Consider the following 12,399-nt stretch of genomic DNA (forward strand, 5'->3'; position numbering starts at 1 on the left):
ACATGTCGGTTTCGTCTTATTCCAGACAGCGTGTGCTGCTGCATTGGTTGTCGGCAGCGGTGATCCTGTGGACCTTGCTGTCCGGGTTTTTGGTGGCCGGTTTCGAGGTGTCTACGCACATCAAGGAGTCGGTTGCATTCTTCAATGTTTCGCTGACTACGGTGTTCATACCGTTTTATGTGTGGCGGCTGTTTCTGTTTTTCACCCATACCCGTTTTTCGGGCATGAGTTCCCTGGCGCCTGTAGAAGCGCTCGCGTTGTTTGTACACGCATTGATTTACCTCATCGTCGGTGCCGTGCTGGTGACCGGCGTATTGATGATGGATCGCCCGATTGATGTCTTCGGGGTTGTCGAGTTCGGCCAACCCTTGAACGATCCACGATTGACCGCTCTGTTCGCCACCGTCCACATGTGGGCATGTGTGGTGCTATCGCTGCTGCTGACCGCGCACATCGGCGCGGTCATCGTGCATGAGGCCTGTAATCACCGGGTGTTGCGACGGATGTCCTTGCGGCAGTGCGGCAAGCCTGCGCCCGAGCGGCTCGAGTGAGCCGACGATGAAGTATTCGCAGGAGCGCTTGACCGGGCTCGCGTTGCTACTGTGCAAGGCGAGTCTGCTGATTGTGCCGCTGGTCTATGGGGCATTTGTGGTCTGGCAGGAGTGGCGCTTTCGTCAACACTTGGCCTTGCCAATGCCGGTCGAAACAACGCGGGCGACCCCGGCAGCCCGCCAAGCGCTCAATGCGACAGCGGTTGCAACGGTACTCGGCCTGACCGCTGGCGACGAACTGCTGCCAAGCGCCGAACCTTTGACCCTGCAAGCAAGCTTCGTCGTTACCCAGGGTTTGTCGCGGGCGTTGCTGGCGGACTCGCAAGGCGCGCGCCTGTACCAGGTCGGCGAGCGCTTGCCGGGTGGCAGTGTCTTGCGGCGTATCGAAGTCAATCATGCAGTGTTGTGGAACAAGGGCCGAGAGGAGTTGCTGATGCTGCAACCTTCCGTCAGCGGTTTTCTGCAACGGCTCCCCCCCCACGACAAGCCGCTAACGTCCAGTACTTCTCCGCGTTTTCTACGCCCGTTTGCCGGGCCGTCAGAGTGATCAAGTCATGAATACCGTTCCCGGTGCACGCGCACTGCGACCTGTGCTTTTTTGCGTCGCCATGGTGTTGACGCTCTTCCACGGCGCCGTTCAGGGCGCCGAAGAAAAATGGCAACTGGCGATGAACAACGCAGAGCTGCGCGACATCGTCGAAGAGATCTCCAGCATTCTCGGGACCACGGTAGTGCTGGACCCCAAGGTCTCCGGTCGTATCACCGTCATGTCCCGGCAGGCCCTCGATCGTGAAGGGGTGCGCCGGTTGTTCTATTCAGTGCTCGACGCCCACAATTTTACGGTGATCGATGAGGGCGACCGGATTCTCATCACCCCGGTTGCCGAGGCCAGGACCCGGGCCGGTCAGGGCACGGTAAAAACCACCACAGCGTCGCAGTTCGTGACCGAAGTCATCGGGTTGAACACCGGTAGTGCCACCGATATCGCCGGGCTGGTGCGACCGTTGGTTTCTGCCAACGGTTATGTCGGCCCCTCGGTGTCGGCCAACGCGCTGGTGCTGACCGATACGGCCGCCAATGTGAAGCGCATCGCCCGGGTGATCCGTGAACTGGACTCGGGGCAGAACAACCTGCACGCGGTGCTTCAGCTCAAGCATGCCCAGGCGGGCGATGTCGCGCCGGTGATCGAGGCCTCCATGGGCAAGCGCAATGCCGAGTCGGCGATACAGGTACTGGCTGACACCCGGACCAATCGCCTGATTTTCATTGGCCCGCCGGTCGTTCGCCAGCGTTTGATCGAACTGGCCCGAGGGCTCGATACGCCAGCCACCACGACCCTCGACAACGCCCGGGTGATTCGCCTGCGTCACAGTGATGCCAAGCAGTTGGCCGAGATTCTGGAGTCGATGGGGCAGGGCAGAAAACAGGCGTCCGCCACCGGCAGTGCCAAGGACATATCGGGCGGCGCAGCCTTCATGATCAAGGCCGACGAAAGCCAGAACGCGCTGGTGCTGATTGCCGATCCGGCACAGGTGCGGACCATCGAAAGCATCGTGCGCCAGCTGGATCAGCCGCGGGCCCAGGTGTTGATCCATGCCGCCATCGTCGAAATCTCCGGCGACATCGCCGAGGCGGTCGGAGTGCAGTGGAACCTCAACACCGGCGACGCCAAGGGCTTCATCAACTTTCCCGGCACCGACATTCCGATTGTCGGCGGGTTGAAGTTCGACGAGAAACGATCGGCACCGGAAGGGGCGATCCTGCAACTGGGCAGCGACCGCTTCGGTGCACTGATTTCGGCACTGGCCAGCAACACCCACAGTAACCTGCTGTCCACCCCGAGCCTGTTGACCCTGGACAATCAGGAAGCGGAAATCATCGTCGGCCAGAACGTGCCGTTCAAGACCGGCTCCTACGCCACCAACAGCAACGGCGCGGAAAATCCGTTCACCACCGTCGAGCGCAAGGACGTCGGTATCAGCCTGAAGATCAAGCCTTACATCAACGAAGGCTCGACGTTGCGCCTGGAGGTCGAGCAAGAGGTGTCGGACATCGCCCCCTCGGTGTCGGGCATCGACTCCTCGGACCTGATCACCAACAAGCGGGCGCTCAAAAGCACCATCCTCGCCGACGATGGCGAAATCATCGTGATCGGCGGCCTGATCCGCGACAGCGTGCGCACTCAGAAAAGCGGCGTGCCGCTGCTGCGTGACATTCCCTACCTCGGCGCGATGTTCCGCTGGAGCCGCGACACTCAGACCAAAAGCAATCTGATGGTGTTCTTGCGCCCGACCATCGTGCGCAGCAAGGAGGGCCTGTCCCGGGTCAGCCAGCAGCGTTACAACGCGCTGCGTGATCTGAGCAAATCAGGGGCGGGGGAAAACAACTCATTGTTGCTGCCATCCGAGGCACGCGGGTTGTTTGAACCGGCCAGCGACGCGCCAGTGTTCGACTTGCGCGGCAAGGCGCAGTAACCCATGGGCGAATTCAGCGAGCAATTGCCCTTCGGCTTCGCCCGGCGTTTTGGTGTATTGCTGGAGCGTGACGACGACGATCTGCGTCTTGCCCTGCGCAGTGATGCACCGCTCAGCGCATTGTCAGAGGCGCGCCGGGTGTGCGGATCGACGCTGCCGTTCGTCATCGTCGACGCCGAAGAATACGCCTCACGCCTGGCGGCAGCCTATCGCGAGGGGCAAAGCGCGGTGGAGCAGGTAGCCCAAGGGCTGGACGAAGAACTGGACTTGCTCAGCCTGGTCGATCAAGTGCCGCAAACCGCAGACCTGCTTGAGCAACAGGGCGATGCGCCGATCATTCGTCTGATCAACGCGTTGCTCGGTGAAGCCGTGCGCGAACACGCCTCGGACGTGCACCTGGAAACCTTCGAGCACTACCTGTCGGTGCGAATGCGGGTAGATGGCCAACTGCGTGAAATGCTCCGGCCCAAGCGCGAACTGGCGACGCTGCTGGTGTCGCGGATCAAGGTCATGGCGCGCCTGGACATCGCGGAAAAACGCGTGCCCCAGGATGGGCGAATGGCCTTGCGTCTGGCCGGGCATGAAGTCGATGTGCGGGTCTCGACGCTGCCTTCGGCCCACGGTGAGCGGGTGGTGCTGCGCCTGCTCGACAAGCAGGCCGGGCGCCTGGACCTGCATCGGCTGGGCATGCCGGACGATACCCTCGCGGCCCTGCGCCAGTTATTGGGCAAACCCCACGGCATCCTGTTGGTGACCGGGCCGACCGGCTCCGGCAAGACCACCAGCCTGTACGCCGCGTTGAGCAGCCTGAATGACCAGACCCGCAACATCCTCACGGTCGAAGACCCGATCGAGTATCACCTGCCGGGTGTGGGCCAGATGCCGGTCAACCCGAAAGTCGACATGACCTTTGCCCGCGGCCTGCGGGCGATTCTGCGCCAGGACCCGGACGTGGTGATGGTCGGCGAAATCCGCGACCGCGAAACCGCCGAGATCGCCGTGCAGGCGTCTTTGACCGGGCATCTGGTGCTGTCGACCTTGCACACCAACAGTGCGGTCGGCGCCGTCACGCGGCTGGTCGACATGGGCGTCGATGCCTACCTGCTGGCGTCTTCGCTGGTGGGCATTCTGGCCCAGCGCCTGCTGCGCACCCTGTGCCCCCATTGCAAGGTTTCGTACACCGCCGATGCGGCAGCCTGTGAGCGCCTGGGGCTCGACACGGCCACGTCGCACACCCTGTGCAAAGCCTCGGGCTGCGCGCAGTGCCAGCACGGCTATCGCGGGCGCATCGGCATCTACGAACTGATCAGCGTGACGCCCGCCGTCTCGGCGCTGATCCATCAGGGCGCCAGTGAGCAAATCCTCGTCGACGCAACGCGCAAGGTCTCGCGCAGCCTGTTCCAGGACGGGCGTCAGCGGGTGCTGGCGGGCTTGACCAGCCTCGATGAGTTGCTGCGCGTGACCCAGGAGCACTGACGGATGCCTACCTTCGACTACCGCGCCCTTGATGCCCAAGGCCGATCCTGCAAGGGACGCCTGGAGGCCGATGGACCCCGTCATGCGCGACAGCTGTTGCGTGACCGTGGCGTGTGGCCGCGTGTGTTGATCGAGGTCCGGGTCGGCAGCGATACAGGCAGGCAAACTCGCGGCGCAGGCCTGAGCGCGGCTGATCTGGCGTTGTTGACCTTGCAGCTGGCAACGCTGGTTCAGGCCGGGCTGCCTCTGGAAGAAGCACTCGAGGCGGTGGCGAAACAGAGCTCGAAGCGCAAGGTCGCGGGCCTGCTCTCGGCGGTCAGGAGCCGGGTGATGGAAGGCCACGCCCTGGCCTCGGCCCTGGGACAATTTCCCAGGGCCTTCCCCGAATTGTTCCGCGCCACCGTGGCCGCCGGCGAACGCTCGGGGCATCTGGGCCATGTGCTGGAGCAACTGGCGGCCTACACACAGGCCCGCCAGGCCTCGCGGCAAAAGATCCAGATGGCCCTGGTGTACCCCTTGATCCTGATGCTGGCCAGCGCAGCAATCGTCGGTTTTCTGCTCGGCTACGTGGTGCCGGATGTGGTGAAGATCTTCGTCGACAGCGGCCAGCCGTTGCCCTGGCTGACCCAGGCACTGATCGGCGTGAGCAACGGACTGCGCAACCATTTCCTGTTGTTGATAGGCGTACTGGTGATGCTGTTCGGCCTGTGGCGCTTGAGCTGGCAGCAGCCGCAGTGGCGTCTGCGCTGGCATCGTTGGCTGCTGAGTGCGCCCGTCATCGGTGAAGTGCTGCGGGCCATGGAAGCCGCGCGGTTTGCCAGCACCCTGGCGATCCTCGGCAAAAGTGCCGTGCCTTTGGTGGACGCACTGGAAATTTCCGCCTCGGTCATCGGCAACCTGACCATTCGCGCGCGGATGGTCGATGTCGCCCGTTCCGTGCGCGAAGGCGGAACGCTCACCCGCGGCCTGGAACTGAGCGGCGACATCCCACCGATGATGCTGCACATGATCGCCAGCGGTGAACGTGCCGGCGAACTCGACCGCATGTTGGCCCGGGCCGCCGAACAACAGGAAAGCAGCCTCGCCGCGCGCATCGCGCTGGTGGTGAGCCTGTTCGAGCCGGCCATGCTGGTGCTGATGGGCGGCGTTGTGCTGCTGATCGTCATGGCCATCCTGCTCCCGATTCTCAGCCTCAACCAATTGGTGAATTGATCCATGCGACCTGTCCGCAAAAGCCTTTCCCGCGTGCAACGCGGTTTTACCCTGATCGAAATCATGGTGGTGGTAGTCATCATCGGTGTGCTGGGGGCCATTGTGGTGCCGCAGTTCATGAGCCGCCCCGACCAGGCCAAGGTGACCGCCGCCAGAATCGATATCCAGGCCATCGCCACCGCCCTGGAAATGTATCGCCTCGACAACGCCCATTACCCCTCGACCCAGCAAGGCCTGGAAGCGTTGGTCAAACGTCCCTCCGGACTGCCCGCGGCGCGTGGCTGGAACCCTCAGGGTTACCTCAAGAGCATGCCGGTCGACCCGTGGAACACGCCTTATCAGTACCTCAATCCGGGTGTGAGATCGACGGATGGCACGTACGACCTGTATTCCCTGGGGGCCGATGGCGTAGCCGGCGGTGAAGGGTTTGCAGCGGAAATCGGCAATTGGGGTCATTGAACCGTGGGCTACCGTTGTCGGGGATTTACGTTGTTGGAGTTGATGATCGTGATTGTCATGGTCGGCTTTTTGCTGGGCATGGTGAGCTTTGCCGGTGGGGGCAATCCCGCGCGCCAGATCAGGCAGGAGGCTGAGGCGATGGTGCAGGTGATCCATCAGTTGCGCGAGCGAGCGGTATTCGAGGGGCAGGACTATGGCTTGCGGCTGAGTACCTATGGCCACCGGGCGATGCGCAAGGGTATTCACGGATGGGAGCCGGTGGTGGAGCTTACTGACTGGCCCCTGAGCGTGCGGGTGCGTTTTCGGCATGACGGCTATGCGGTAGACCTGGGTGCTGATGAAGGACCGCCGCAGTTGTTGATATTCAGCAATGATGAGACCAGCGTCTTCACCCTGATATTCGAGTCCGGCAACCGGACCTGGCTGAGCCTGTCCGGCGATGGCCTTGGCGAGGTGGAGATCGATGGCTAGCCCGCGATCCCGACCCGCCATGGGCGGTTTCACGCTGCTGGAAATCATGGTGGCCCTGGCGATCTTCGCGACACTGGCGGCTGCCGTGCTGTCAGCCAGCCAATACGTGGTCAAACAGCGTGGTGCCATTGAGGCGCGACTGTTCGCGGCATGGCTGGCGGACAACCGGTTGAACGAATTGCGCCTGCAACCCGGCTTGGCGGTTGGGCAGCATCAACAGGTGGTGTCCATGGATCAGCGCGACTGGGTGTTGCATCAACACATCAGCGTCACCGGTGATCCACGTTTGCTCCAGGTCGACATTCAAGTCAGCCCGGCAAACAGTACGCACGCCTTGCATCGTGCCAGCGGTTGGATACTCGCGGTTCATGAATAAGCAGCGCGGGTTCACCTTGCTGGAGCTGATCATCGCCCTGGCGATCTTCGCCGTGCTGGGGCTGGCCAGTTGGGGCTTGTTCGATAGCGTGGTGCGGGTGCAACGGGGCGTGACGACCCATGAACGAGAACTCAGAAACCTGCAGCGCGCGGTGACGGTGATCGAGCGGGATCTGCTGCATGTCACTGCGCAGCCGATGGTGCTCGCACCGCCGCTTTTGCAGTTCCGGCGCAGTCACTGGCGCAATCCTCTGGACCAGCCGCGCAGCGAACTTCAGGCGCTGACCTATCGACTCGACGGTGGCGTGCTGTGGCGCGAAAGCCAGGGCGAAGGCACAGAACTCGTGCAGCGGCAAAAACTGCTGGAGGACGTTCGCGAGTTGAATTGGCGTCTGTTCGACAGCCAGTTCGGCTGGGTCGCTCAATGGTCGCCCGGACAGGACGCGAAGGCGCCCCTGGCGCTGGAGGTGCAGGTCTCGGTCGGTCGCTTCGAATCGATTCGTCGAGTGTTGCCGATGCCGGGTGCATTGCCATGAACGGGCCTCAACGCGGCATGGCGTTGATCAGTGTTTTGCTGGTCCTGAGCCTGGCGCTGCTGATCACCGGTGGCTTGTTGCGCAGCCATCACCTGTCGCTGCAAAGCAGCGGGCAACAGTTGCAGCAGATACACCTGCGTCAACTCGCATCGGGTGGGGAAAGCTGGGCGTTGCTGCTGTTGCGCGACGCGCTACAGGACACGGAAAAACCCGTCGAGCGGTTTCAGGGCTGGACGGCCATGGCGCCGGGTTTCGACGTTGAAGAGGCGCAGATCCGCATCGATATCGATGACCTCGCCGGGCGTTTCAATCTCAACGCTTTGTTACGCCAGGGCCAGGTGGATCAGGTCACCCTCAACCGGTGGGCGCGCCTGCTTGAGCTGCTCGAGCTTCCTCCTGTGCAACTGAGCCAGGTCGGGCCGCTGCGGGAACTGAGCCAGCTGCGCTTGCTTCCCGGCATTGACGCTCGCCTGCTGCAACGACTGGAGCCCTGGGTGGCACTGCTGCCCACCGACGTCACCTTGAACATCAACACCGCACCGGCGCTGGTGTTGAGAACCCTCGGCGAGGTGGACGCCGCGACCGCCGATGCGCTGGTGCTTCAGGCCGCAACAACGCCCTGGGCGAGTGTCCAGGCGTTTACGCTGGACCCGTTGCTCTCCGGGCAGGGCTTGAGCAGCCACGGCCTTGGCACCCATAGCCGCTGGTATCGGATCGGCGTGCAGGTGATCCGGGACGGGCGCCAATTGCATCTGGCCACGGATGTCGGGCACGACCCCAAGACTCAACAGCTGACGGTGCTGCAACGACGTTTTCTTCCCAACAGTAGCCACGAGAGACCGCGATGAACACTTGGCTTTACCTGACCGCCGAGGGCCGGGATGCGCCATCCGCACTCTGGCCCTGCATGCTGTGGTCCCCCACCGGCCAACGCCAGCCGATGCCACTGAGTCAGGCGGCCTCGGCATTGCAGGGGAAGTCGGTCGATGTGCTGCTGCCCATGGAAATGTGCAGTTGGGTACGCAGCGAGCCATGGCCGGCGCGGCGTAAACCCGAGGCCCAGGCCATAGCCTTCGCCGTGGAAGATCAACTGAGCGAGGCGCTGGACGTTGTGCATCTGGGTGTTGGCGCTCGTGATCGCGACGGCTGCTACCCGGCCATGGTCATCGGCCGGGAACGCTTGGCCGCCGTGCTCGCCCTGCTGCGCGAGAGGGGTATAGCGGTGCGCGGGGTGTTCGTTGATGCCGATGTATTGTCAGGTGATCAGCCGTGCGGCGCATGGTGGTTCGGTCGTTGGCTGTTGGGCGGAAGCCTTTTGGCACGCATGGCGTTGTCGCAAGACCACCTGGCGCAGCTCACCCCTTTATTGCCCAAAGACATGCAATGGCTGGACGAACGTGAGGATCCCGCTGTCATCGACCAATGCCTGACCCACCGCCCGATTCGGGCCATCAACCTGTTGCAAGGCGCATTTGCCCCGCGCGGCAAGCGTCTGCCCTGGCGTGCCGGCGAGTGGGTGATGGTGATGCTGGCGCTGTTGACCTGGGGGGCCAGCGAGACGCGGATTCGCTTTATCGACAGCGAGGCCCGCCGCCTCGCCAGCCAGAATGAACTGCGATTCAAGGCGCTTTACCCGGAACAAGGCCGCATCGTCGACATCGCAGCGCAACTCAAGGCCCTGCAAAGCCAGCCTGTCGAATCGCAAAACACCCGCATTGCGGGGCTGGTCCGATTGATTGAGCAGGTGATCGGCGCCAGCCCGGTCGAGGTCCGGCGCATCGAGTTCAGAGCAGGTGAAGGCTGGAAAATCCAGCTGACCGCCAGCGGCTTTGCCGAGCTGGAGCAATTACGTGAGCACGGACGCCAACAAGGCATGCCCATCCGGCTCGATAGCGCGAGCAAAGCCGCTGACCGGGTGCACGCCACCCTCACCGTGGAGGACGAGGCATGATCCAGGCATGGCGGCGCATTTCTGTGCGCGAACAACGGCTGTTGCAGGTGTTGGGCGCCTTCTTGTTGGCGGTTGTGGCTTTCAGCCTGATCTGGCAACCGAACCGGCAGCGCCTGGAAGCAGTCGAACGCCAGTATCAGCTGCAGGTGGCGCTGGCCGCGCAACTGCAACGGGCGTCACCGCGCAGTCATGTCCCCGCCGACACTGGTCAGCCACTATCGCTGCGCATCAGTGAAAGCGCAGCGGCAGCGGGGCTGGAAATCCTTCAGATGGAGAGCGACAGCGACCTGCTGCGCCTGACCCTCAATGGCAACGTGCAACCGTTGATACAGTGGCTCGACGCTATGGAGCGCAACGGTGTCGCGTTGCAGTCGCTAACCCTGGAAAAACGTGACGATGCTTTGGAGGCGCGGCTGGTACTCAGGTAGCCGAGGTGTGTTGTGGCAACAGCGGCAACTTCGCCAGCTTCAACGCGACCAGCAGCGCAATCACCAGCAGCGCACCGATGAACAGCCCGATCCCGTTCCAGCCACCCAGATGCCAGAACACGCCACCCGCCGTGCCGGCAATGCTCGACCCGGCGTAGTAGCTGAACAGGTACAGCGACGACGCCTGGCCCTTGGCCTTGGTGGCGCGGCGGCCGATCCAGCTGCTGGCCACCGAATGGGCGCCGAAGAAACCGAAGGTGAATACCAGCATGCCGATGATCACCAGCGACAGCGGTGTGAACATCGTCAAGGCCAGGCCGGCGATCATCAGTGCAATGGTGCTCCAGAGCATTTTGCGTCGACCGAGCTTGTCGGCCAGGGCACCGATTTTCGCCGAGCTGTAGATACCCGACAGGTACACCACCGAGAGCATCCCGACGAACGCCTGTTCCATATGATACGGCTCGGCCAGCAGGCGATAGCCGATGTAGTTGAACAGCGTGACGAACGCCCCCATCAGCACAAAGGCCTCGAGGAACAGCAGCGGCAGGCCGGCGTCGCGAAAGTGCATGGTGAAGCCGTCGAGCAGGCTGCGCGGGTGCAGCGAGCGGGAGCGGAAGTTGCGTGATTCGGGGAGGATTTTCCAGAACACCGCCGCCGCAATCAGGGCCAGGCCGCCAATCACCAGCATTGCCGTGTGCCAACTGACGAAGTCGATCAGTACCCCGGTGATCAAGCGCCCGCTCATCCCGCCGATCGCGTTGCCACCGATGTACAGGCCCATCGCCAGGCCGATGTGCTGCGGATGGATCTCTTCGCTCAGGTAGGTCATGGCGACCGCCGCCAGCCCGCTCAATGACAGGCCTACCAGCGCCCGCATCGCCAGTACCGCGTGCCAGCTCGGCAGCATCGCGCTGGCAAGGGTGCACAGGGCCGCGGCGAACAGCGCGGCGACCATCACCGGTTTGCGCCCGACGCGGTCGGAGATGGGGCCGGTGATCAGCAGGCCGAACGCGAGCATGCCGGTAGCCACCGAGAGGATCAGGCTGCTTTGCGCCGCGTTGATGGAATATTCCTGAGACAGCAGCGGCAGCATCGGTTGCACGCAATACAGCAGGGCGAAGGTCGCAAAGCCGCCGCAGAACAGTGCCAGCACCGTGCGCATGAACGCCGGCGTGCCTTTTTCGATGTAGATCTCCGCCAGCTCAACGGCGATAGCGTCCTTTGCAGCGGGAGGAACTTCATGGGCGAGTGGAGCGACAGCAGTTTTCACGGGGGACCTCGGAGGACGCAGCCGGTCAGGCAATGAAAAAAGCATATAGCTGGCTAATGATTCAATCCAATATATTGTTCGACCTGTTTGATAGCTTTTACGACCTAATGGGGTTTTCATGGAATTGCGTCATCTGCGCTACTTCATCGCCGTCGCCGAAGAACTGCACTTCGGCCGCGCCGCACAGGTGCTGGGCATCTCCCAGCCGCCGCTGAGCCAGCAAATCCAGGCACTGGAACAGGAGGTCGGCGCACGGCTGTTTGAGCGTACCAATCGTCGGGTCGAGCTGAGCGAGGCCGGTCGGCTGTTTCTGCAAGAGGCGCGGCTGGTGCTGGCGCAGGTCGACAAAGCGGCGGATGTCGCGCGCCGGGCGCAACTGGGTGAGTTGGGTGAATTGAAGATTGGCTTCACTTCATCGGCCCCGTTCAACTCGACCATTCCCCAGGCGATTTTCTCTTTTCGCCAGCGTTTCCCGGCGGTACACCTGAACCTGCGGGAAATGAGCAGCACCCAGGTGGCCGATGCGCTGGTGGACGAGTCGATCGAGGTCGGGATCATGCGCCCGCTCGGACTGCCGGACTGCCTCAGCGTGGTCGAACTGATGCGTGAGCCGCTGGTCGCGGTGCTCAGTTCCAAGCACCCGTTGGTAGAGGGCAGCGAGGAGGGTTTGTTTCTGTCAGCCCTGGCCCTTGAGCCCTTTGTGTTTTTTCCGCGCAGCTATGGCAGTGGCTTGTATGCGCAGCTGCTCAGCCTGGCCCGGGACGCAGGCTTCAGCCCGCACTTCGCCCAAGAGGCCGGCGAGGCGATGACCATCATCGGGCTGGTGGCGGCGGGGCTCGGTGTGTCGGTGTTGCCGGCGTCTTATCAGCGGATGCGTATTGATGGTGTGGTCTATCGGCCTTTGTTGGATCCGGCGGCGGTGTCGGCGGTTTGGCTGGTGCAGCGCAAGGATCAGAAGTCGGCGATGGCCAAGGCGTTTGTTGAACTGCTGACGCGTAAGGTTGAGCCACTGAAGCCGTGACGGCTGCGCCGTCAATCGCGAGCAAGCTCGCTCCCACAGGGTTCAGCGCAGTGAACACAATCTTGGTAGCGCCGGGAAACCCTGTGGGAGCGGGCTTGCCCGCGAAGGCGTCCGCAAGAACACCAAAAAGACCCGCTGTATCCCAAGCCAGCAGGAAGCTTTACCGCCGGCC

The 12,399-nt window shown here is 62.8% G+C and carries 14 protein-coding genes; 13 read left to right on the plus strand and 1 reads right to left on the minus strand.

Annotated elements, in window-relative coordinates; translation table 11 throughout:
• Positions 1–2 precede the first annotated feature (2 nt).
• Genes PMI34_RS20625 through gspM form a run of 12 tightly spaced genes read left to right on the plus strand, consistent with a single transcriptional unit; the run spans position 3 to position 9,933 of the window.
• Positions 3–551, plus strand: coding sequence for a cytochrome b (locus PMI34_RS20625; protein WP_032829481.1), 549 nt, complete (start codon positions 3–5; stop codon positions 549–551).
• A 7-nt stretch (positions 552–558) separates the two neighbouring features.
• On the plus strand, positions 559–1,098 hold the full coding sequence (locus PMI34_RS20620; protein WP_008047872.1) for a type II secretion system protein N: 540 nt from the start codon (positions 559–561) through the stop codon (positions 1,096–1,098).
• 7 nt (positions 1,099–1,105) lie between these two features.
• Positions 1,106–3,025 carry a type II secretion system secretin GspD gene (gene gspD / locus PMI34_RS20615; protein ID WP_008047873.1) on the plus strand — a complete coding sequence of 640 codons (1,920 nt, stop codon included), beginning with the start codon at positions 1,106–1,108 and terminating at the stop codon, positions 3,023–3,025.
• A gap of 3 nt (positions 3,026–3,028) precedes the next feature.
• Positions 3,029–4,501, plus strand: a complete 1,473-nt coding sequence (gene gspE, locus PMI34_RS20610) for a type II secretion system ATPase GspE (protein WP_008047874.1) — start codon at positions 3,029–3,031, stop codon at positions 4,499–4,501.
• A gap of 3 nt (positions 4,502–4,504) precedes the next feature.
• A complete protein-coding gene (gene gspF, locus PMI34_RS20605) occupies positions 4,505–5,713 on the plus strand; it encodes a type II secretion system inner membrane protein GspF (RefSeq protein WP_008047875.1) in 1,209 nt (402 codons plus the stop codon).
• A gap of 3 nt (positions 5,714–5,716) precedes the next feature.
• Positions 5,717–6,172 (plus strand): type II secretion system major pseudopilin GspG, encoded by a 456-nt coding sequence (gene gspG / locus PMI34_RS20600; protein ID WP_008047876.1) that lies wholly within the window; start codon positions 5,717–5,719, stop codon positions 6,170–6,172.
• A 3-nt stretch (positions 6,173–6,175) separates the two neighbouring features.
• Positions 6,176–6,643 (plus strand): type II secretion system minor pseudopilin GspH, encoded by a 468-nt coding sequence (gspH, locus tag PMI34_RS20595; protein ID WP_081498051.1) that lies wholly within the window; start codon positions 6,176–6,178, stop codon positions 6,641–6,643.
• On the plus strand, positions 6,636–7,019 hold the full coding sequence (gspI, locus tag PMI34_RS20590; RefSeq protein ID WP_008047878.1) for a type II secretion system minor pseudopilin GspI: 384 nt from the start codon (positions 6,636–6,638) through the stop codon (positions 7,017–7,019). The genes gspH and gspI overlap by 8 nt, the downstream gene beginning before the upstream one ends.
• Positions 7,012–7,554, plus strand: a complete 543-nt coding sequence (locus tag PMI34_RS20585; RefSeq protein ID WP_008047880.1) for a type II secretion system protein GspJ — start codon at positions 7,012–7,014, stop codon at positions 7,552–7,554. Before gspI ends, PMI34_RS20585 begins: the two co-directional genes overlap by 8 nt.
• Entirely contained in the window at positions 7,551–8,402 is an 852-nt protein-coding gene (locus PMI34_RS20580; protein ID WP_008047881.1) for a type II secretion system protein GspK, read from the plus strand. The genes PMI34_RS20585 and PMI34_RS20580 overlap by 4 nt, the downstream gene beginning before the upstream one ends.
• On the plus strand, positions 8,399–9,505 hold the full coding sequence (gspL, locus tag PMI34_RS20575; protein WP_008047884.1) for a type II secretion system protein GspL: 1,107 nt from the start codon (positions 8,399–8,401) through the stop codon (positions 9,503–9,505). The genes PMI34_RS20580 and gspL overlap by 4 nt, the downstream gene beginning before the upstream one ends.
• Positions 9,502–9,933: a type II secretion system protein GspM gene (gspM, locus tag PMI34_RS20570; protein WP_008047886.1), complete on the plus strand. Its 432-nt coding sequence runs from the start codon at positions 9,502–9,504 to the stop codon at positions 9,931–9,933. Before gspL ends, gspM begins: the two co-directional genes overlap by 4 nt.
• Here the strand turns inward: gspM and PMI34_RS20565 are convergent.
• Positions 9,926–11,206 (minus strand): MFS transporter, encoded by a 1,281-nt coding sequence (locus PMI34_RS20565; protein WP_008047888.1) that lies wholly within the window; start codon positions 11,204–11,206, stop codon positions 9,926–9,928. The two genes, gspM and PMI34_RS20565, sit on opposite strands and share 8 nt — an antisense overlap.
• Before the next feature lie 118 nt (positions 11,207–11,324).
• Here PMI34_RS20565 and PMI34_RS20560 point away from each other — a divergent pair, with 118 nt between their 5' ends.
• A complete protein-coding gene (locus PMI34_RS20560) occupies positions 11,325–12,227 on the plus strand; it encodes a LysR family transcriptional regulator (protein ID WP_008047890.1) in 903 nt (300 codons plus the stop codon).
• The last annotated feature ends 172 nt before the right edge of the window (positions 12,228–12,399 follow it).

Origin of the sequence: Pseudomonas sp. GM74, assembly GCF_000282455.1 — a bacterium.
Taxonomy (GTDB): domain Bacteria; phylum Pseudomonadota; class Gammaproteobacteria; order Pseudomonadales; family Pseudomonadaceae; genus Aquipseudomonas.

Bases quoted from the DNA above. Each gene is read 5' to 3' on its own strand.
- PMI34_RS20625 (WP_032829481.1), top strand. From the start codon at position 3: ATGTCGGTTTCGTCTTATTCCAGACAGCGTGTGCTGCTGCATTGGTTG.
- PMI34_RS20620 (WP_008047872.1), top strand. From the start codon at position 559: ATGAAGTATTCGCAGGAGCGCTTGACCGGGCTCGCGTTGCTACTGTGC.
- gspD (WP_008047873.1), top strand. From the start codon at position 1,106: ATGAATACCGTTCCCGGTGCACGCGCACTGCGACCTGTGCTTTTTTGC.
- gspE (WP_008047874.1), top strand. From the start codon at position 3,029: ATGGGCGAATTCAGCGAGCAATTGCCCTTCGGCTTCGCCCGGCGTTTT.
- gspF (WP_008047875.1), top strand. From the start codon at position 4,505: ATGCCTACCTTCGACTACCGCGCCCTTGATGCCCAAGGCCGATCCTGC.
- gspG (WP_008047876.1), top strand. From the start codon at position 5,717: ATGCGACCTGTCCGCAAAAGCCTTTCCCGCGTGCAACGCGGTTTTACC.
- gspI (WP_008047878.1), top strand. From the start codon at position 6,636: ATGGCTAGCCCGCGATCCCGACCCGCCATGGGCGGTTTCACGCTGCTG.
- PMI34_RS20585 (WP_008047880.1), top strand. From the start codon at position 7,012: ATGAATAAGCAGCGCGGGTTCACCTTGCTGGAGCTGATCATCGCCCTG.
- PMI34_RS20580 (WP_008047881.1), top strand. From the start codon at position 7,551: ATGAACGGGCCTCAACGCGGCATGGCGTTGATCAGTGTTTTGCTGGTC.
- gspL (WP_008047884.1), top strand. From the start codon at position 8,399: ATGAACACTTGGCTTTACCTGACCGCCGAGGGCCGGGATGCGCCATCC.
- gspM (WP_008047886.1), top strand. From the start codon at position 9,502: ATGATCCAGGCATGGCGGCGCATTTCTGTGCGCGAACAACGGCTGTTG.
- PMI34_RS20560 (WP_008047890.1), top strand. From the start codon at position 11,325: ATGGAATTGCGTCATCTGCGCTACTTCATCGCCGTCGCCGAAGAACTG.